Source organism: [Muricauda] lutisoli (nom. illeg.), assembly GCF_017313105.1.
In the GTDB taxonomy this organism is placed as follows: Bacteria; Bacteroidota; Bacteroidia; order Flavobacteriales; family Flavobacteriaceae; genus Flagellimonas; species Flagellimonas lutisoli.
Genome location: NZ_JAFLND010000002.1, coordinates 25,623 through 45,433 on the forward strand (window position 1 = coordinate 25,623; position 19,811 = coordinate 45,433).

A 19,811-nucleotide genomic window follows, 5' to 3' on the forward strand; every position below is an offset into this window, starting at 1 on the left:
ATGGAAAACCCCCCAGTTTTTTTAAGGTTTTTGTACAACGCTGTTTTGTTAACATTTGGTAATTTGCTGACCGCAGCCCCTTTCCCCAAGAATTTTATAGCACCGATTTATGGCTTACAAATAGATGTCTGAATACATTAGTTATCTCCTGATTTTGGCATATAGAAGAGCATTTTAATATTCAACAAGCTAGCAGCAATAAAAGTTAATCCATATAGAACAAAAAATGGAAATTAAATTACCAAATATTGAAAAACTAATCTACGAAAATGGAGACAATCATATTAAACAATATTATGAGGATTCACCAACCTTAGATTTTGAATTCGTGCAAAGCACACCATTCATAATTTCTTCAAATGGAGAATCTTATTTCATAACAAATAAAACTGATGATGAGATTCCCCAAGATTGCAACTATGCTTTACTTGCTACAAGAAAACCATCTAAGAAATATTTTTTAGCTAATAGCTTAAAACTATATAGATGGATAAAACATCCCTCTTTTGAAGATTTAACTCCACAAGATGTATTGACTTCATGGAAAGGCAAATTCAAGTTCATTAAGGAAGATCTTGAGAATGACATAAAAGGATTAAGACCACCACAATTGGGAGCATTATATTCCATCTTAGCTCATACACAAAGCCCTGAAGATAAAGGGGTTGTTGTGATGCCTACTGGAACGGGCAAAACAGAAACAATGTTATCGACCTTAGTAGCCAATGAATGTGAGAAGCTCTTGGTGGCGGTTCCATCTGATTCACTGCGCACCCAATTATCAAACAAATTCTCTAAGCTTGGATTGTTAAGGGAATTCGGAATGGTAGATGACACTTGCCATAATCCAATAGTTGGAGTAATACAATCAAAGTTTGAAAGCAAGGAAAGCCTATTAGAATTCATTACTAAAACAAATGTAGTGGTTACTACAATGAGTATTCTTGGGGGGGGCGATTACCAACATCAAATGGCTTTCTCCGATTCCTTTTCGCATCTATTTGTTGACGAAGCTCATCATTCAGCAGCTAGTACATGGAAGAAATTCATAAACCGATTCGATAAGGAGAAAGTGTTTCTATTTACAGCAACTCCTTTTAGGAACGATGGGAAGAATCTAGATGGCAAATTCATTTTCAACTTTTCACTTAAAGAAGCACAAAGACAAGGGTACTACAAACAGATAAATTATTTACCCATTAGAGAGTATGATAAGGATGAGGCTGACAAAAAAATAGCAGATAGAGCAGTAGAGCAATTGAGAGAAGATTTAGCTAATGGATATCCACATATAATCATGGCAAGATGTGTTTCAAAAAGTAGGGCTAAAGATGTCTTTAAACATTATAAAGAGCATGAAGATTTAAACCCTGTTATTGTCTATACAGGAGTTCCTGGTCTAAAGGATAAGGTGAAAGCTATAAAGGCGAAACAACATGGTATTATTGTATGTGTAAACATGCTAGGAGAAGGGTTTGACCTTCCAGAACTCAAAATTGCGGCCATACATGATGAAAGACAAAGCCTTCCAATTACACTTCAATTTGTTGGCAGGTTTACGAGAACATCTTTTGCAGACCTTGGCAATGCAAGTTTCGTAACAAACATTGCTTATCCACCTATTCAACAAGAGCTTAATCATCTTTATGCTAAAAATGCGGACTGGAATTTACTACTTCCAAACATAAGCGAAGGTGCCACTGATAAGGAAATTAATTTCCAAGAATTTTTAGATGGATTCAATGATCTTGAGAACTCAAAAATACCTTTTCAGAATATTAATCCTGCGATGAGTTCGGTTGTATTTCGTAATAATGGAGATGTTTGGAACCCTAAAAATTGGAAGGAAGGCATTAACAATATTGGAACTTATGAGCATCAATTTAGTAGGATTAATAACGAGAAAGGCACGTTAGTAATTATCTTGGGCAAAGTTGATAAGGTAGAGTGGGGTGATTTCGATGTGGTACAAAATATGGATTGGAATATGATAGTAGTCCATTGGGACACTAGACCCAACAAGAATTTGGTTTTTATACATACTTCCCTAAAAAACCTATCATATACTAAACTTGTTAAATCAATATTTGGAGATGAGGTTTCCCAAATTAAAGGGATGGATGTGTTCAAAATCTTTCATGAAGTTAAAAGACTTACCTTATATAATGTTGGCGCAAGGAAAGGTACTGGCCGTGATATAAGCTTTCAATCCTTTTTTGGAAAGGGAGTGCAAGATGGAATAAAACTATTGGAGCAAGGAACTTTTATTAAAAATAATTTCTTCGGAGTTGGTTATAAAGATGGAGAAAAAGTATCCCTGGGATGTTCTGTAAAGGGCAAGGTGTGGTCTTATTTAAGGGGTAATTTAGATGAATTAATTAAATGGTGCAAGGATGTAGGGGATGTACTAATAAACCCAAATATCAATCCTAATACTGTTTTAGAAAACACTCTTATACCTAAAACTATCACGGTAAAACCAGAAGTTACTCCAATTGCAGTTGAATGGCACCATGAGATGTTTCAACATGCTGAAAATAGATATAGGATTAGTATCAATGGGAGCACCTATGATCTTTCTAATTCTGAATTGAATATTGTGGAAAGCCCTAATCACGCTCCATTACGTTTTTGCTTCAAATGCGAAGATTATTGCATTGAATATGATTTAGTTTTGGGAGCTAAAATCGTTGATGGAAAAGAAGTTGCTTTCCATAAAGTCACAAAAAAATCTATTGAGAATCCTATTATTGAACATGGTAGTAAAAGAGAAAATTTAGGGAGCTTCTTACAAGAGTTCACCCCTATTTTTTGGTTTGCAGATGGTAGTCAATTATTTCAAAATAGCTATGTTGTTCCTAAGCCTTGGGTTGATGGAATTTCATTGGATAATATTATACCAATGAATTGGGAAGGTGTTTCAATAGGAAAGGAGGCGCAAGGAATTGTACCTTATGAAACAGATTCAATACAATATCATTTCATCAATCAGATTAGAGCTGATTATGAAATCATTTATGATGATGATGGGTCAGGAGAGATTGCTGATGTTATAGGAATTAATGATGGAGATAATAAAATTGATATTCACCTATTTCATTTGAAGTATGCTAAAAATGGACATACAGGAAACGACATAGGAAACTTCTATGAGGTATGTGGTCAGGCACAAAAATCTCTTAATTGGAAGTATCGTAACGGTAAAGACTTTTTTGACCATCTATTAAGAAGAGTAACTAAGAAAAAGAACGGTGCTACTTGTAGTAGAATAATAAAGGGTAGTGAAGATGATTTAGAACGTCTGTTAAATGCTGCGAAATGGACAAAGGAGATGAAGTTTCATATTTGCATAGTTCAACCTAGTTTAGTGAAAGGAGAGGGTTCTAATAATATTATGTTGCTCTTGGGAAACACCCATCATTATCTACATACAGTCGGAAATGTTGAATTAAAAGTTTATTCCAGCTAATAGCCAGTTAATAAAAATAGCTATAAGTAATGGCCCAGCACTCACCTGCTTCTTAAAACACCTTCCCCACCGCTTCAATGGTCTTATCCAAATCGGCATAGCTGAGGGCGTCGTTTAAAAAGTAGCTTTCAAAAGCAGAAGGCGGTAAGTATACCCCGTTCTCCAGCATCCCGTGGAAGTATTTCTTAAACGTTTCGTTGTTCCCCTTCGCCGAACTGGCAAAATCCACCACAGGTTCCTCCGTAAAGTGTACGGAGATCATACTGCCATAACGGTTGATCTGGTGGGTCACCCCTTTTTTGGTCAACACCATGGCAATGCCTTTGTGCAGATACTCCGTTTTTTCGGCCAAACTGGTAAAAATTTCAGGTTGGTTGTTCAAGGCGGTGAGCATCGCCAGTCCGGCACTCATCGCCAAAGGGTTTCCGCTCAAAGTTCCTGCTTGGTACACGGGGCCTTCGGGTGCCAAATGTGCCATGATCTCGGCCCGGGCCGCGAACGCTCCAACGGGCAGTCCACCACCGATCACTTTCCCGAACATTACAATATCGGCATCAATGCCCAAGGCTTCTTGCGCCCCTCCTTTTCCCAAACGAAAGCCTGTCATCACCTCATCAAACAACAACAAAATGCCTTCTTGAGTACAGAGTTCGCGCAATCCTTTTATAAATTCCTCTTTGGGGATAATACAACCCATGTTCCCTGCCACGGGTTCCAAAATAATAGCAGCAATTTCACCTTTATTGGCTTCCACCAAGGCTTTTACGCCTTCCAAATCGTTGTAATCGGCCAATAGCGTATCCTTGGCCGTGCCCTGCGTTACCCCAGGGCTGTTGGGGCTACCAAACGTAACGGCACCGCTTCCCGCTTGTATTAAAAAAGAGTCGGAGTGGCCGTGGTAGCAACCCGCAAATTTGATGATTTTTTCCTTGCCCGTGTACCCACGCGCGAGGCGTACCGCACTCATACATGCTTCGGTTCCGCTGTTCACAAAACGGATTTTGTCAATGTTCGGCACCATGGAAACCGCCAGTTTAGCAATTTCTGTCTCAATCTCGGTGGGCGTTCCAAAGGAAGTTCCTTTTTTGGCCTTATCGATCACCGCATCGATCACCGGTTGGTAGGCATGACCCAAAATTAGCGGACCCCACGAAGCAATGTAGTCGATGAGTTGGTTACCGTCTTCATCGTACAGGTAGGCCCCTTTGGCCTCCTTGATAAAAATAGGGTCGCCCCCAACGGCTTTAAACGCTCGTACAGGTGAATTTACTCCTCCGGGAATGTATTTTTTGGCCTCTGCGAACAAGGCGCTGCTTCGTTGGTAGATCATATATGCTCTATGTCATTCCCGTGAAGACGGGAATCTATTTTAGTATTCTCTTGCTTGTCATTCCTGCATTCGCATGAATGACATTCGTGCAGCAAAGGTAATGAGGATCATTCGTTTTGGGAAATGGTTTTCTGTGAATGCCCATCTGTCATTCCTGTGAAAGCAGGAATCCATTTTACCCAGTGGATTCCGCATCGGGTGCGGAATGACATTCTTCCAGCAAAGGCAATGAGGATCGTTCGCTTTGGGAAATGGTTTTTGTGGTTATGGGAGATGCTTCGTTTCACTCAGCATGACAAATAAACTACGAAAGTATTAGCCACCATGGACAACCGAACAAAAAACCTACAATCGAACCATCGAACCACCCATCAAGCCAATTTCGAAATCCTAAAGTTTACTGCGCCCTTCGGATATTGAGGGTTTGTCCTATGGAAATTATGTTGTCGTTCAAATTATTGAGGCGGCGAAGTTCCTCCACGGAGATATCATATCTTTTGGAAATCCCATACAGGGTATCCCCTTTTTGCACTTCGTGGGTAAACACCTCGTAGTTTTTGGGTTCCCGCACTGTTGCCAATCCACTATGAACCACTTCTTCATCATATTTATCCAAATCGTAGCGTTCAATGAGCGCAATCAACTTTTGCGGATACTTGCGATCAGTAGCGTAGCCTGCTTGGCGAAGCCCATGCGCCCATTTTTTATAATCGTCCCGTTTGTAGTTGAACAAAAACGCATAGCGTGACCGTGTGGACAGAAAAATACTGTGGTCTCGGAAGGAGTACATTGGATGGTTGTACTTACGAAAACATTCTCCCTTGGCATCATCATCATGAAAATCGAACTCGCCCTGCCAACCTGTATGGCATTTGATACCAAAATGGTTGTTGGTCTTTAACGTCAATTCACCACGGCCAGAGCCACTTTCCAAAATACCCTGCGCCAAGGTAATACTGGCAGGAATACCATAGGCACGCATTTCGTACTGGGCTATTTCGGCAAAGGTTTCAATATAGTCTTGGGTATCGGAAATAGGAAAACGTTCAAAACGCCCAGTATCCTCAGGCATGGGGTACAAACCATCGTCTTCTTTGGTATCCTTGCTACGGTTGGCGTTGGTGTTTTCCGAATTACTGATTACGGGAGCTCCTTTCCTATGGGTAGTTCGTCTTTTTTTTGCACCGCAGCTAGTAAGCAAAAGTGCTGCTATCAATATATATCCTATTCGCCTGATCATACGTTCAATAACGGTAAATTCTTCTTTTCCAGTAAAAGGTTCATGCCTTTTATGCCCTGCAATCCCCCTGTATGTATCGCCAAGATCTGGGTTCCTGGTTCAAAAAAATCCTGTTTTATAAGGTCAAAAATACCAAAAAGCATCTTACCTGTATATATAGGATCCAATGCTATGCCTGTTTCACTTTTGAAGAGGTTGATAAATGCAATCAATTGCTGGTCTACTTTCGCATAACCTCCAAAATGATAATCGGTTACGAGTTTCCAACCCTTGTTTTGGGTAAAGGTACGAATCTCCTCGATTAAAAAATTACCCTTGAGTGCCGGGAACCCCAAAACGGTTTGATGGGACTGGGCAGCATTGATCAATCCTGCCACGGTGCCACCTGTGCCCACGGCACTGCAGATGTAATCAAATGTTGCATCTTCTTCGGTCAATATTTCGGAACAACCCTTTACGGCCAAGGCATTGGTTCCACCTTCGGGCAAAACATAAACATCGCCAAACGCTTCCTTTAATTTTTGAATGAACGATGGCTCGTTTTTGAGCCGGTAATCGCTACGGGACACAAAATGGAACCGCATACCGTCTTCGTGAGCCAATTTTAGGGTCGGATTGTCCTGCCATTTGTCTGCCAGTTCTTCACCACGAATCACACCAATGGTTTTTATGCCCCCCTCATGCCCTGCAAAGGCGGCAGCCGCAATGTGGTTGGAAAAAGCCCCACCAAAAGTGAGCAAGGTATCTTTGCCCTGTTTTTTGGCTTCGAGCAGGTTGTACTTGAGCTTACGGTATTTGTTCCCGGAAATAAACGGATGGATGGTATCTTCCCTTTTTAGGTAAAGACGAACCTTCTTTTCTCGAAAAAGAGGCATATCAATATGCTGATTGGGTATCTTCAACACAAGAAATTAACGGGTCAAGTACTGCAAAAAGCCAAAGGTTCGGCGCTTGGAAAGATACTGCATATCCTTTTCGTTGGCATAGGCCTCACGTTCAAAACTAATATTTTGATAAGCACGATAACTGTTCAAATAGAGTACGGTTCTAATCAACCATTCCATCAAATAGATAATGTAAAAAGGCAGGATCAACAGTTCCCTCTGCTGCTTTAAATGGATACGCTCATGATTGATGAGCACCTCATCCGCCTTTAAGGAGTCTTCCTTTACAATAATGAAAGGCCACAATGAGAGCCCCACATAATTTTTATAAAAGAAATGTTTAAAGACTAGTATCACCTGATTGCTATCATTAGGTTTCCCAACAAATATAACTGCAAAAACCGCTCAAAATTGGATAGTTAGCAGAAATCAATCAACATTTTCGGTGAACAACGTTCTTTTGAAAAGGTTAAAACCTTCGTCCTATTCCCACTAAAACCGTAAATTTATATAGTAAAATGGTTGCTATACATGAAAGAGCGCATTCCCTTGGAAGAGGGGGATTATTACTTATCGGAACAAGGGTATAAGGTGTTTACCGAAAAATACCTTTTAAAACGTGGTTATTGTTGCGAGAGTGGTTGCCGCCATTGCCCCTATGGATATAATGCCAAAACCAACACTCAAAATTAGGGATTCGGCATAATATTTGTGGGTTAGTTAAAGACATCTCAAGAATTTAAAAATAACGCTATGAAAACTTTACAACGCTTTGCACTCCTTGCATTCTCCTTTGGTTTGTTGGCCTCCTGTTCCTCTGTTCGGGTAGTTTCGGATTATGACCGACAAGCCGACTTCAACAATTATAAAAGCTATGCTTTTTACAAAACAGGGATAGACAAGGCCCAAATCTCGGATTTGGACAAGAAAAGAATTTTAAGGGCCATTGAGGCCGAACTGGGATCCCGCGGATTCGTAAAATCCGACAACCCAGATGTATTGATCAGCATTTTTACCAAAGAACGCGAACGCGTGGATGTATACAACAACTACGGCTGGGGCTGGGGCGGCTTTTATAGTCCATGGGCCTGGGGTCCCGGTTGGGGCTGGGGCTGGGGCGGCAACAATGTGAGCACCCGTACCGAAGGCTCCCTATATATTGACGTAATAGATGCGGATAAGAAAGAGTTGGTATGGCAAGGTCGTGGCGTAGGAACGTTGAACAACACCAAAAACATAGAAAAGAAGGAACAGCGCATCAAAGAATTTGTTTCGCAGATCCTAGAAGAGTACCCGCCGCAAATGGCAGTGGCCTCTAACTAAAACACAGACCGCCCGGTTGGGCGGTTTTTTTATCGCACTTAACTTTCCTTAAGATAATTTCCGTTCCCTATTTCGTATCTTTAAGTCGCACAAAAAACTACTTATGAGCTACGAATCCAATCCTATACTGGACAAACTACCAAAGCACCTTAAACAATTCATAAAACCACAGAATTATGAAGAGTATACCGCCATTGACCAAGCGGTTTGGCGCTATGTTATGCGAAAAAATGTGGATTACCTCAGCAAGGTGGCCCATAAATCGTATGTGGACGGCTTAAAAAAGACAGGGATATCCATTGACCATATTCCCAATATGTACGGAATGAACCGTATCCTGAAAGAAATCGGATGGGCGGCCGTTGCGGTGGACGGTTTTATCCCGCCCTCTGCTTTTATGGAATTCCAGGCCTACAACGTATTGGTAATTGCTTCAGATATTCGTCAGCTTGAAAACATTGAATATACCCCTGCCCCCGATATCATTCACGAAGGGGCCGGACACGCACCCATTATCGCCAATCCAGAATATGCAGAATACCTGCGTAGGTTCGGGGAAATTGGCTGCAAGGCCATTTCCAGCGCGAAAGATTATGAACTGTACAACGCGGTGCGCCACCTTTCCATTATAAAAGAAGCCAACGGCACGCCCCAAAGTGAGATCGATGAAGCCGAAAAACACATTGAGCACTTACAAGAAAATATGGGAGAGCCCAGCGAGATGGCCCTTATTCGAAACTTACATTGGTGGACCGTGGAATACGGTTTGATCGGCACTGTGGAAAACCCCAAAATTTATGGTGCAGGACTACTTTCATCCATTGGTGAAAGTACGTGGTGCATGACGGACAAAGTGAAAAAGATTCCTTACTCCATTGAAGCGGCCCACACGGAGTTTGACATCACCAAACCACAACCACAGCTATTTGTAACCCCCGATTTTGCCTTTTTGAGTCAGGTGTTGGAGGATTTCGCCAATACCATGGCCGTGCGGACGGGAGGGCTATCCGGAATCAAAAAATTGATAGGCTCCAAGGCATTGGGAACCATTGAACTGAGCACGGGACTACAAATCTCGGGAGAATTCAGCAATGTCCTGGAAGATGATGGCAAACCCATCTATATCCAAACTACCGGCGGTACGGCATTGGCCTATCGCGAAAAAGAATTGGTAGGGCACAGTATTGCCCACCATGCAGATGGTTTTGGGTCCCCCATCGGAAAATTGAAGGGCATCAACATTGCCATTGAGGATATGGGACCCCGTGATCTTAAGGCCTATAAAATTTATGAGGGTGAACAAATTGCCCTGGAGTTTGAGGGAGGTGTAAAAGTTGAAGGAACCATCATCACAGGAACCCGAAACTTAATGGGAAAAATTATCTTGATCACATTTGAAGATTGCACCGTTACCCATAACGACAAAGTTCTATTTCAGCCCGAATGGGGCTTGTATCACATGGCAGTTGGCCAAAACATCGTATCAGCCTATAATGGCCCTGCAGACTTGAACAGTTTCGATCTGATCACGCATCAGATTACGGAAAGTACCATCAAATCCAAAAAAGATGAAAAACGATTGGAACTGGAGCGATTCTATGAGCAGATAAGACATTTTAGGGAAGGAAAAAACACCACGGTTTCCCGAAACAAAGTATTCCAGGCCCTAAAAAAAGACCATCCCAAAGACTGGTTATTGCCCGTAGAATTGTACGAACTTGCCAAGCAGGACAACAATCTAGAATTTCAGCAAGAGATTTTGGATCACTTGGAACATATTAAACGGGACAATCCAAAAGTTGGCCATTTAATTGATGACGGCCTGCAATTGGTGGACACTGCTTTGGTAAGCTAAAACCCCAGTTTTTCACTATTCTCGGAAGTGGGCTCCAATTGGGGCACCGCAGCTTTTGTAATAGGGTAAAAGGAAATGTTGAGCTTTTCCCCATTTCTTCTTAGGCCCAGCTCAACTTCATGGTCGATACTGCCCTGCCACATGCTCCGGGAAAACACTTCATCCCCTGCTCGCACACCTGCTTCCCATGCCTTGCTTCCTTCAGTTACGCTCGCAATGCCTTTTCGGTCCTCTGTAAACTCGAATCCAAGCTCGTAAATGTCACTTTCTGGGCTGTATTCCAATCCCAGTTCATCAAACAATGCCACTAAATCCACTTTTTGACCTTCTTCGATATGCTTTTGGAAAATCGTTTCAAAATCTCCATCCCAAAAGGCATCCACTACCCCAACAAAATAATCATGGGTCAGTTTTTGATCCTTGGTGGTCGCATCGGTATAAACTTGATGCATCACATCGTCCAAACTTTGGTTGCCCTCACTTATTTGTTGAATTTTCTGATCAAGGTAAAACGCAAAAATCGCCCCTCTCCAATAAGGCAGTTTGGAATACTCGTAATTGGTCCAAAAATTGTCGTAATTGATTTCAGAATTGGGAGCCTCTCCTACCGATGAGGCATATAAATCTCGAATGGTTCGGTTGAATTCATCCATAAAAAAGTTGGCTTCCAAACCATTGATCCTGTTCTTTGCAATGTTTTTATAAGTGTAATATTCGGTAAATCCTTCACTAAACCAATATTGCTCCTCTTCGTTATCGTTCTGGATGGCATGTCCGATCCAATTGTGCATCAACTCGTGATTGAAAAGGTATACCATTTGGCCAATATCCGTCTGATCATTATTGGAAACAGAGGTCGCAAAAGAGTTGGTCAATCCCGTTCCTTGGAAACTACTGCCGTTTTCTTGTGGAAAAGGTTGCATGGTCACTGTAAAATATTCTTGGGAATGGTCGTTCCAAAAATTACGTTGGCAGGTAAGGGTTTCTTCCAGCACCTTAAAGACTTCTTCGTCTATAAATGGAATCCATTCACCACGCGTAGCCAAACTGATTTGATTCCCCTGTATCTCACCAGTGAAGACCCTAAAATCACCTCCGACAAAAATGGCGCTACCGAAGAGGTCCATGTTTTGGTCGTTCAACATTTGGACTTTTTCCTTGCTCCCAAAACTGTTGTGAATGGTATATTCCGTTGGAAACGAAGACCAATCCAGTAGAATATCCTGATGATCTTCCACATTTTCGGGCACCATGAACATATTGTGTGAAAACACGTGGAAATAGTCTTGGTTGATGATGGGCCGATAAATCCGACGCGTAGAAATATCCCCTTCGAAATCCTGCTTTAAGAAATATTCAAACTCCAATTCTTTGACATCCTTCGGGTGCATTAAAACTATGCGTCCACTATCAGCATCTTTTTCAATGGCCCCTTCTACATTTAACAGCTGCATTTTTCCCAGGGAATTGTATAGTCCTTCCTGCCCCCAAGCATCATCTGGAAACGACAATTCCGTTGTTCCATCCGGATTGGCGGCCAAAGTCATTTTAATCTTAAGTTGTGGAATACTATCGATTACTACGGGTGATATTTCGTAGCTGATATCAGATTCGGATTTTTTCTGACAGGAAAATAAAAAAGTGGCTAAAAGGGCGGTTAGTAATACTCTTTTAAACATGGTTTATAATCAATTGATGTGTCTAATAGACGCATCAGATCAAGAAATGTGACAGCTCAATCGATAAAAGTTTTCAACTGCTCGGTATTTTCCACAGGAGTGTTGTTGTATACCAGCGTCCAGCCCATGGTATTGGTCAGCACCAAAATTCGTGAAAGCTCGCTCACCAAGCGATTCTCCGCATTGGCACGCAGTGCGGAAGCCTCGATTTTACCCATCAAAGATGCGTTTACGTTTCGCTTTATCGTATTATAATCATCCGCATTGAAGGGATTCAAGTAATCTGCTGTCACATCGTAATACTCAAAATCGGGACTGATCTTTATTTCCGGCTCGGGTATCCGAGTAATCTTGAGCAATTTTTGCCCTTCGTCCACTTCGTACTTGATTTTGGACATATCGTAGGCAATGGATACATCGGCATTGACCACCACCAAAGCTTTTTTATGGGCAGTGACCAAGGGACCGAACAGCTCTTTGGAATCCTTATAATTGTACACCTCGGCAAAATGCCCTTCGGTGACCACCAATTTGGAAACATTCCGTAACTCCTGCCGAATCAGCATTGAATTTTCTTCCAAAATCGATTTTTGATCACGGTCATCGGTGCACGATTTATAGATCAAAACCGACGCTAACGCAATTAGTGCTCCAAATAATACTTTCTTCATTTAACCGAATTTCATGAAAGGATACCTTTCTTGAAGATACGTAATTTTTGCACGGAGCGATGTTTTGAACTTTTGATGGGCTTCGGAATCTGGGTTAAAGGGTCGGTGCAGCAATCCTTTTTGAAAAGCATCCACTTCATCCATAACAGGGTAAGCATCCTGGGAAATCCAAGCGGACCTAAAACGTTCCCAAATATAATCCACCGCGAGTTGGTTAGGATGGACCATATCGGTTCCATAAAAACGGTAATCCCGTAGCTCGTCCATCATAATTTCATAGGATGGAAAGTAGGACACATTGTGCCCATTTATTATTTGATGCAGAGCGGTAATTAACTGCGCCTTGCTGCGTTGATTTTCCACAAAACCATCTTTTAAATGGCGAACGGGCGAAATGGTGAAGGTAATATATGCCTTGGGATTCACCTTTTGAATCAGCGCTATCACATTTTGAAGACTTGATTCAATCTCGGCTACGGTCAATAACTTTTTTGTGAATTGCTTCTGCGGAACCTTATGGCAATTGGCCACCGTTTTGCCTGACGAATTGTACTCGTACACCCAAGCCGTCCCCAAGGTGATGAAGATATGGGAAGAGGTTTCCAGTCCAACTTTGGCACCCTTCAATCGTTGATTTAACAGGCGCAACAATGCTTCGGGTTTATCGGAACGCAAATCGGAATGCGCATCAAAACAGCGCCAAACCCCATCCTGTTCAAAAATCTCTTCTTGCTGATATGCTTTTTCCTCAATGGCTCGTTGAACCAAATTCTCAATGGCCACGGGATGAAACAATATCCCAAAGGGATTCTGTAAGTGTTGGAACTTAAAATAATCCAGCTTAGCTCCAATATTTTCAACAAAACAAGACCCTAACAACACCAGCTTACTCTGATAATCGATGGGATTATCACTGAGCGTTAAAGGTATTCTTGTTTGTAGTTCCATTAAGAAAGGTATTCCTTCACTTTGTCGAGTGCTTCGGGAATTCCAGCAGGGTTTTTGCCACCGGCGGTAGCGAAGAAGGGTTGCCCACCGCCACCACCTTGGATGTACTTCCCAAGTTCGCGGACAATGGTTCCGGCATTCAAGTCTTTTCCTGCCACCAAATCTTTTGAAATGTAGCAAGATAATATGGCTTTCCCATCCTTTTCGGAAGCAAGCAACAGGAACAGCTTATCCACTTGACCGCCCATTTCAAAGGCTAAATCTTTAATGCCTCCAGCATCCAAATCCACTTTTTTGGCTAAGAATTGGATACCGTTTACTTCTTCCAGTTCAGCAATGAGTTCATTTTTGAGTCCCCTGGCCTTGTCTTTCAACAATTGCTCCACCTGTTTTTTCAGGGCTAGGTTTTCTTCTTGCAAACTGGCAACGGATTTTACAGGGTCTTGAGAATTCTTCAACATGTCCTTGATCTCGAAGAGCATACGGTTATTGTTGAAGTAAAATTCTTTAACGGCATCCGAAGTAATGGCCTCAATTCTACGAATTCCAGCAGCAACCGCCCCTTCCGAAACAATTTTAAAATGCCAGATATCGGCCGTGTTCTTCACGTGGGTCCCACCACAAAGTTCAATGGATTGCCCAAAACGTATGGTTCGCACCGTATCACCATATTTTTCTCCAAAAAGTGCCATTGCACCTTGTTCCATAGCTTCCTTCATAGGGACATTACGGCTTTCTTCCAAAGGAAGGTGTCCATCGATACGGGCATTTACAAAGTTTTCAACTTCCCGGAGCTCTTCAGTGGTCAATTTTGAAAAATGGGAAAAATCGAATCGTAAATACTTGGAATGTACCGCAGAGCCTTTTTGTTCCACGTGGGTTCCCAAAACTTCACGCAATGCCTGATGCAACAAGTGCGTGGCGGTATGGTTACAGGCCGTTCGCCAACGTTGTTTTTTGTCCACCACCGCTTTAAAGGTTCCCGAAACTTCCTTGGGCAAGGATTTTGCAAAATGCACAATCTCGTTGTTCTCCCTTTTGGTATCCACGATATAGGTTACATCACCATTGGATGCTTCCAAATAACCCTTATCCCCAACCTGACCACCGCCTTCGGCGTAGAACGGGGTAAGATTGAACACCATTTGGTACTGATCCCCTTCCTTTTTGCTGGTGACTTTACGGTATTTTACCAGTTTCACATCGGCTTCCAAACTATCGTAACCGATGAACTCCTGCTCGGTATCTGTCTTCAAGATATTCCAATCATCCTTGGACACTTCGGATGCTGCCCGGGAACGGTCTTTTTGTGCTTTCAATGCTTTTTCGAAACCTTCCTTGTCCAATTGATAGCCTTTCTCTTCCAAGATCAGAGCGGTCAAATCTATCGGAAATCCAAAAGTGTCGTACAGTTCAAAAGCCTTATCCCCTGCAATGGTTTTATCTTTTGATGATTTGATCACGGAATCCAACAACACCAAACCTTGCTCCAAGGTACTCAAGAAGGAACTTTCCTCCTCTTTGATCACATTTTCTATCAACTGGTATTGCTCTTTCAACTCTGGGAAAGCTTTGCCCATTTGTTCGCTCAAAACTCTTACCAATCTGTAAATAAACGGTTTGTTGGTATCCAAAAAGGTGAATCCGTAGCGAATGGCACGGCGTAAAATCCTTCGAATCACATAACCTGCACCCGTGTTGCTCGGCAATTGCCCATCGGCAATGGAAAATGCTACAGCTCTCACGTGATCGGATATAACACGGATGGCGATATCGGTTTCTTCGTCCTTACCGTATTTTTTTCCGGTAATAATTTCCACTTCGCGAATCAAAGGGGTAAAAACATCGGTGTCGTAATTGGATTGTTTGCCTTGCAGCACCATGCACAAACGCTCAAAACCCATTCCCGTATCGATATGCTTTTCCGGAAGCGGTTCCAAACTACCATTGGCCTTACGGTTGAACTGCATAAAAACCAAGTTCCATATTTCCACCACCTGCGGATGGTCTTGGTTCACCAAAGAAGCACCATCAACTTTTGCTTTTTCCTCTTTGGAACGAATATCCACATGAATTTCGGAGCAGGGTCCACAAGGGCCTTGATCACCCATTTCCCAAAAGTTGTCCTTTTTGTTTCCCTTGATGATTCTGTCTTCGGGCACAATCGCCTTCCATAAATCGTATGCTTCTTGATCTAGTGGCAATCCATCATCTTCGCTTCCTTCAAAAACAGAAACGTATAAACTATCCTTGTCGATTTTATATACCTCGGTAAGCAATTCCCATGCCCATGCGATGGCTTCTTTTTTAAAATAATCCCCAATACTCCAATTCCCCAACATCTCGAACATGGTATGGTGATAGGTATCTTTACCTACCTCCTCGAGGTCGTTGTGCTTACCGCTTACCCTCAAACATTTTTGGGAATCGGTAAGGCGTTTGCTCTTAGGAACCGAATTTCCCAAAAAGTACTCCTTGAACTGGTTCATACCTGCATTGGTGAACATCAAGGTAGGGTCGTCCTTCATCACCATGGGTGCCGATGGTACAATTTTGTGGTTCTTTTCTTTGAAAAAGTTTAAAAACTGGTTTCTAACTTCTTGGGATGTCATTGAATTCCTAGGGTTTTCTTAAATTTAACAGTTTAAGCAAAACAATTTTTATATTTGTTTGTTCTGTTTAAAATGAGTGAGCAAAAATAGGATAAAATCCATTCATGTCTAAAGTAAAGTACTATTACGATCCCGATACACTTTCGTACAGAAAGATTGAGCCGAAAAAATCCAAGCGATATAGGAATATTTTCCTGTTCTTGTTAGGCTCAGCGTTGTTCGGCTTCCTTGGACTGATCATCCTTTTGAACACCCGATGGGTAAATACCCCAAAAGAGCTTTCCTTGGAACGTGAAGTTCGCAATTATGAGCTCCAATACGACATCCTTAGCCGAAAAATGGACCAAATGGAACAGGTTTTGGCAAACATTGAGGAAAGGGACAACAATATTTACAGATTATATTTTGAAGCCAACCCCATACCCGAGGAGCAGCGAAGAGCTGGTTTTGGAGGGGTAAACCGCTACAAGGACCTTGAAGGCTTCAACAATTCCGAGATAATCATCGATGCTACCAAACGCTTGGATATCATCCAGAAAGAAATGGTCATACAATCCAAATCCTTGGATGAAATCGCCAAATTAGCGGAAGAAAAAGAAAAACTATTGGCTTCCATTCCTGCCATTCAGCCCGTAAGCAACGAAGACCTTACCCGAATGGCCTCCGGTTATGGATGGCGCTCCGACCCATTTACCAAAGCACGTAAAATGCATTGGGGGATGGACTTTACCGCTCCGCGGGGAACCCCGATATATGCTTCCGGTGATGGAAAGGTGGTACGTGCCGACAATAGATCTTCTGGATACGGAAAACACGTGCGTATAGATCATGGGTATGGTTACATCTCTTTGTACGGACACATGAGCAAATACAATGTTACCGTAGGCCAAAAAGTCAAAAGAGGTGACCTCATCGGCTTTGTTGGCAGCACGGGACGTTCCCAAGCACCACACGTACACTACGAAGTGTTCAAGGATGGGGAACGCATCAACCCCATTAACTTCTATTACGGAAGTTTGTCTGCTGAAGAATTCGAGAATATGCTCAGGTTGGCAAACCAAGAGAACCAATCACTGGATTAATGCACATAGATCTACCCGAAAAACGATATTATGGCATTGGCGAAGTGGCCAAAGCCTTTGGAGTGAACACCTCCCTGATTCGTTTTTGGGAAAAAGAGTTTGATTTGCTCCAGCCCAAAAAAAATGCCAAAGGCAATCGTAAGTTCACGCCACAGGACATCCAAAATCTTCAATTGATCTATCACTTGGTCAAAGAACGTGGATTTACTTTGGAAGGAGCCAAAATCCATCTGAAAGAGGAGAAGCAAAAGGCCCTTTCCAATTTTGAGGTGATTCAAAAACTGCAAAAGGTAAAAGCAGAGCTCCTGAAAATAAAAGAACAACTATAAACACTTTAACCAATAAAAAATGAAAAAAGGTATAATAGCCATTATTGTCCTAGGAATATTGGGGGTAATCATCGTGGGCTGGTATGTAAGAACCAACAACAACCTCATCAACATGAAAGGACAGGCGACCAAACAATGGGCGAATGTGGAGAGTTCTTACCAACGTAGGAGCGATTTGATCGGAAACTTGGTAAAAACGGTTCAGGGTGCAGCGGATTTTGAACGTGAGACCCTTTCGGAAGTTATCGAAGCTAGGGCCAAAGCCACATCCACCAATATTGATGCAAACAATATTACGCCAGAACAAATGGCAGAGTTTCAACAAGCGCAATCGGGGCTATCATCCGCTCTGTCCAGATTATTGGTTACGGTGGAGCGTTATCCCGACCTTAAGGCAAGCCAAAACTTTTTGGAACTTCAATCGCAATTGGAGGGCACTGAGAACAGAATCAATGTGGAGCGTAACCGCTTTAATGATTTAGCGGGCGAATACAATATTAAAATTCAACAAATTCCGACAAACATAGTGGCTAGCATTGGAAATTTTGACCCTATGGCACTCTTTGCATCGGATGCAGGTTCCGAAAGTGCCCCCGATGTGAACTTCGAATTCAACTAAATTATGTCGCACGTAGAAGAGTTTTTGACTGCTGAGGAAGAAAGTGATATTGTAAATGCCATTGTTGAGGCCGAAAACAATACTTCTGGTGAAATACGGGTGCACATTGAGGCATCGTCAAAAATAGACCACTTTAGTAGGGCACAACAGCTATTCCACTTCCTGAAAATGGATAACACCAAAGAAGGAAACGGTGTTTTATTGTACGTAGCCGTGGACGACAGAAAATTTGTGATCTATGGCGGTGAGGGTATTGACAGGGCCGTTCCCAAAGGATTTTGGGACACCACCAAGGATGTAATCGCCTCCCACTTTAAAAAAGGAAATTTTAAAAAAGGAATTGTTGAAGGTATCCTAATGGCGGGCAAGGAACTACAAACCCATTTCCCATGGGACCAAGATGACACCAATGAACTGAAAGATGCTATATCCAAAGGGTAGTTTTTTACTGTTTTTTTTATGGGTTTCCCTAGCTTGGGGGCAGTTTACCATACCCGAAAAGCCGCAAAAAGAAACGAGTGTTTACGATTATGTGAACCTGTTGCCCCCTTCACAGAGCAATGCACTGGAGCAAAAGCTGGTACGATATTCCGATAGTACATCCACCCAAATTGTAGTTGCCATTATAAGCTCTACCGAAGGTGAGGAAATCAATTTCTTGGGAGCACAGTGGGGACAAAAGTGGGGCATTGGACAAGAGGACAAGGATAATGGTGTGCTTATACTTTTGGCCAGGGACGACCGTAGAATTGCAATCAACACAGGCTATGGTGTGGAGGGCAGGCTTACCGATTTAATGTCGAGACGCATTATAGAAACCGTTATTATCCCCGAATTTAAAAAGGGCGATTATTATGGCGGTCTGGACAAAGGTTCCGATGCCATTTTTAAAGTTTTAACCGGTGAATTTACCGAGGACCGCTCTTTTGGTAGCGGCAAAAAAATCCCGATAGATGCCCTCTTTCCCATCATTATTTTTATTGTGATCATTATTATTTTGTGGAGTCGCAAAAACAAGGGTGGCGGTGGTCGCGGTGGCCGTAGAGGCCGGGGGCTCGATATTTGGGACATGATCATACTTAGCAACATGGGGCGTAGTTCCGGGTCTTCCGGTGGCTTTGGCAGTGGAGGCTTTGGCGGTAGCGGTGGTTTTGGTGGCGGTTTCGGTGGTGGAGGCTTTGGAGGCGGAGGTGCCTCTGGCGGATGGTAAATCCATGCGAAAGCAACCAAAACATCTTGTCATCATCTTCTCGGTAAAGCTGTTATGTCAAAGAAAATCCTTCTTCTACTTGTTACGGTTCTGGCCTTCTCATGCAATGCTGATAACGATTCAATAGATTTAGATTGTTCAGCCGTTCTTTGTGCTGCAGCGGACAATATGCTTTATCTTAAGTTTTTGAATCCAGAAAACGATGAGGACTTATTGGCCAATGGAACTATCAACATCAACCTGATTGAAATAGTGAATGAAAAAAGTGCTGATGTGACCTTTACGGTTGAAGAATATCCTGACATGGGTATGTTTTTGATCATTCCTATTTCTACGGAATCGTTTGGTCAAAAAAGTTTCACAATAGATTTTTACGAAGGTGATTCGTTCACTGTCAGTTTTGAAACAAGTCTCCTCGATGATGGAGGATGTTGCGGCCCATATACGACCATAGCGAGTTTTAGCCTAGACAACTATTCACATGAATTGGTGGAACCTTCGTTTCTGCCCGTTTTCAGTACTGTCTATATTCCAAATCTTGATTAAAACCTCATAAACCG

At 42.3% G+C, this 19,811-nt stretch carries 18 protein-coding genes; 10 read left to right on the top strand and 8 right to left on the bottom strand.

Annotated elements, in window-relative coordinates:
* The first annotated feature begins 226 nt into the window (after positions 1 to 226).
* Positions 227 to 3,469, top strand: a complete 3,243-nt coding sequence (locus J0X13_RS07545; RefSeq protein WP_207070858.1) for a DEAD/DEAH box helicase — start codon at positions 227 to 229, stop codon at positions 3,467 to 3,469.
* 52 nt (positions 3,470 to 3,521) lie between these two features.
* Here the strand turns inward: J0X13_RS07545 and hemL are convergent, their stop codons facing one another.
* From hemL to J0X13_RS07565, 4 genes are all read right to left on the bottom strand, one after another.
* On the bottom strand, positions 3,522 to 4,799 hold the full coding sequence (gene hemL / locus J0X13_RS07550; protein WP_207070859.1) for a glutamate-1-semialdehyde 2,1-aminomutase: 1,278 nt from the start codon (positions 4,797 to 4,799) through the stop codon (positions 3,522 to 3,524).
* 397 nt (positions 4,800 to 5,196) lie between these two features.
* Positions 5,197 to 6,039 carry a glucosaminidase domain-containing protein gene (locus J0X13_RS07555; protein ID WP_207070860.1) on the bottom strand — a complete coding sequence of 281 codons (843 nt, stop codon included), beginning with the start codon at positions 6,037 to 6,039 and terminating at the stop codon, positions 5,197 to 5,199.
* Positions 6,036 to 6,914 carry a 1-aminocyclopropane-1-carboxylate deaminase/D-cysteine desulfhydrase gene (locus J0X13_RS07560; RefSeq protein ID WP_207070861.1) on the bottom strand — a complete coding sequence of 293 codons (879 nt, stop codon included), beginning with the start codon at positions 6,912 to 6,914 and terminating at the stop codon, positions 6,036 to 6,038. Before J0X13_RS07560 ends, J0X13_RS07555 begins: the two co-directional genes overlap by 4 nt.
* Before the next feature lie 36 nt (positions 6,915 to 6,950).
* Positions 6,951 to 7,280: a hypothetical protein gene (locus J0X13_RS07565; protein ID WP_207070862.1), complete on the bottom strand. Its 330-nt coding sequence runs from the start codon at positions 7,278 to 7,280 to the stop codon at positions 6,951 to 6,953.
* 174 nt (positions 7,281 to 7,454) lie between these two features.
* Here J0X13_RS07565 and J0X13_RS07570 point away from each other — a divergent pair, with 174 nt between their 5' ends.
* The 3 genes from J0X13_RS07570 to J0X13_RS07580 all read left to right on the top strand — a co-directional run bounded on the left by J0X13_RS07570 (position 7,455) and on the right by J0X13_RS07580 (position 10,101).
* On the top strand, positions 7,455 to 7,616 hold the full coding sequence (locus J0X13_RS07570; RefSeq protein ID WP_207070863.1) for a C1orf53 family protein: 162 nt from the start codon (positions 7,455 to 7,457) through the stop codon (positions 7,614 to 7,616).
* Between the two features lie 60 nt (positions 7,617 to 7,676).
* Positions 7,677 to 8,246, top strand: a complete 570-nt coding sequence (locus J0X13_RS07575) for a DUF4136 domain-containing protein (RefSeq protein ID WP_207070864.1) — start codon at positions 7,677 to 7,679, stop codon at positions 8,244 to 8,246.
* Between the two features lie 103 nt (positions 8,247 to 8,349).
* Positions 8,350 to 10,101 (top strand): aromatic amino acid hydroxylase, encoded by a 1,752-nt coding sequence (locus J0X13_RS07580; RefSeq protein ID WP_207070865.1) that lies wholly within the window; start codon positions 8,350 to 8,352, stop codon positions 10,099 to 10,101.
* Here the strand turns inward: J0X13_RS07580 and J0X13_RS07585 are convergent.
* The 4 genes from J0X13_RS07585 to alaS are packed head-to-tail and all read right to left on the bottom strand — an operon-like array spanning position 10,098 to position 16,011.
* Positions 10,098 to 11,780, bottom strand: a complete 1,683-nt coding sequence (locus tag J0X13_RS07585) for a M1 family aminopeptidase (RefSeq protein WP_207070866.1) — start codon at positions 11,778 to 11,780, stop codon at positions 10,098 to 10,100. The two genes, J0X13_RS07580 and J0X13_RS07585, sit on opposite strands and share 4 nt — an antisense overlap.
* A 56-nt stretch (positions 11,781 to 11,836) precedes the next feature.
* A complete protein-coding gene (locus J0X13_RS07590; RefSeq protein ID WP_207070867.1) occupies positions 11,837 to 12,451 on the bottom strand; it encodes a DUF4230 domain-containing protein in 615 nt (204 codons plus the stop codon).
* Positions 12,452 to 13,399, bottom strand: a complete 948-nt coding sequence (locus tag J0X13_RS07595; RefSeq protein ID WP_207070868.1) for a GSCFA domain-containing protein — start codon at positions 13,397 to 13,399, stop codon at positions 12,452 to 12,454.
* Complete coding sequence (alaS, locus tag J0X13_RS07600) at positions 13,399 to 16,011, bottom strand: alanine--tRNA ligase (RefSeq protein WP_207070869.1); 2,613 nt, start codon at positions 16,009 to 16,011, stop codon at positions 13,399 to 13,401. Before alaS ends, J0X13_RS07595 begins: the two co-directional genes overlap by 1 nt.
* 104 nt (positions 16,012 to 16,115) lie before the next feature.
* Here alaS and J0X13_RS07605 point away from each other — a divergent pair, with 104 nt between their 5' ends.
* Genes J0X13_RS07605 through J0X13_RS07630 form a run of 6 tightly spaced genes read left to right on the top strand, consistent with a single transcriptional unit; the run spans position 16,116 to position 19,797 of the window.
* Positions 16,116 to 17,093: a M23 family metallopeptidase gene (locus J0X13_RS07605; RefSeq protein ID WP_207070870.1), complete on the top strand. Its 978-nt coding sequence runs from the start codon at positions 16,116 to 16,118 to the stop codon at positions 17,091 to 17,093.
* A complete protein-coding gene (locus J0X13_RS07610; RefSeq protein ID WP_207070871.1) occupies positions 17,093 to 17,422 on the top strand; it encodes a MerR family transcriptional regulator in 330 nt (109 codons plus the stop codon). The genes J0X13_RS07605 and J0X13_RS07610 overlap by 1 nt, the downstream gene beginning before the upstream one ends.
* Positions 17,423 to 17,441: 19 nt before the next feature.
* Positions 17,442 to 18,041 (top strand): LemA family protein, encoded by a 600-nt coding sequence (locus J0X13_RS07615; RefSeq protein WP_207070872.1) that lies wholly within the window; start codon positions 17,442 to 17,444, stop codon positions 18,039 to 18,041.
* 3 nt (positions 18,042 to 18,044) lie between these two features.
* Positions 18,045 to 18,482: a TPM domain-containing protein gene (locus tag J0X13_RS07620; protein WP_207070873.1), complete on the top strand. Its 438-nt coding sequence runs from the start codon at positions 18,045 to 18,047 to the stop codon at positions 18,480 to 18,482.
* Positions 18,463 to 19,251, top strand: a complete 789-nt coding sequence (locus J0X13_RS07625; RefSeq protein WP_207070874.1) for a TPM domain-containing protein — start codon at positions 18,463 to 18,465, stop codon at positions 19,249 to 19,251. Before J0X13_RS07620 ends, J0X13_RS07625 begins: the two co-directional genes overlap by 20 nt.
* A gap of 54 nt (positions 19,252 to 19,305) precedes the next feature.
* Positions 19,306 to 19,797 carry a hypothetical protein gene (locus tag J0X13_RS07630; protein ID WP_207070875.1) on the top strand — a complete coding sequence of 164 codons (492 nt, stop codon included), beginning with the start codon at positions 19,306 to 19,308 and terminating at the stop codon, positions 19,795 to 19,797.
* Positions 19,798 to 19,811: the final 14 nt, after the last annotated feature.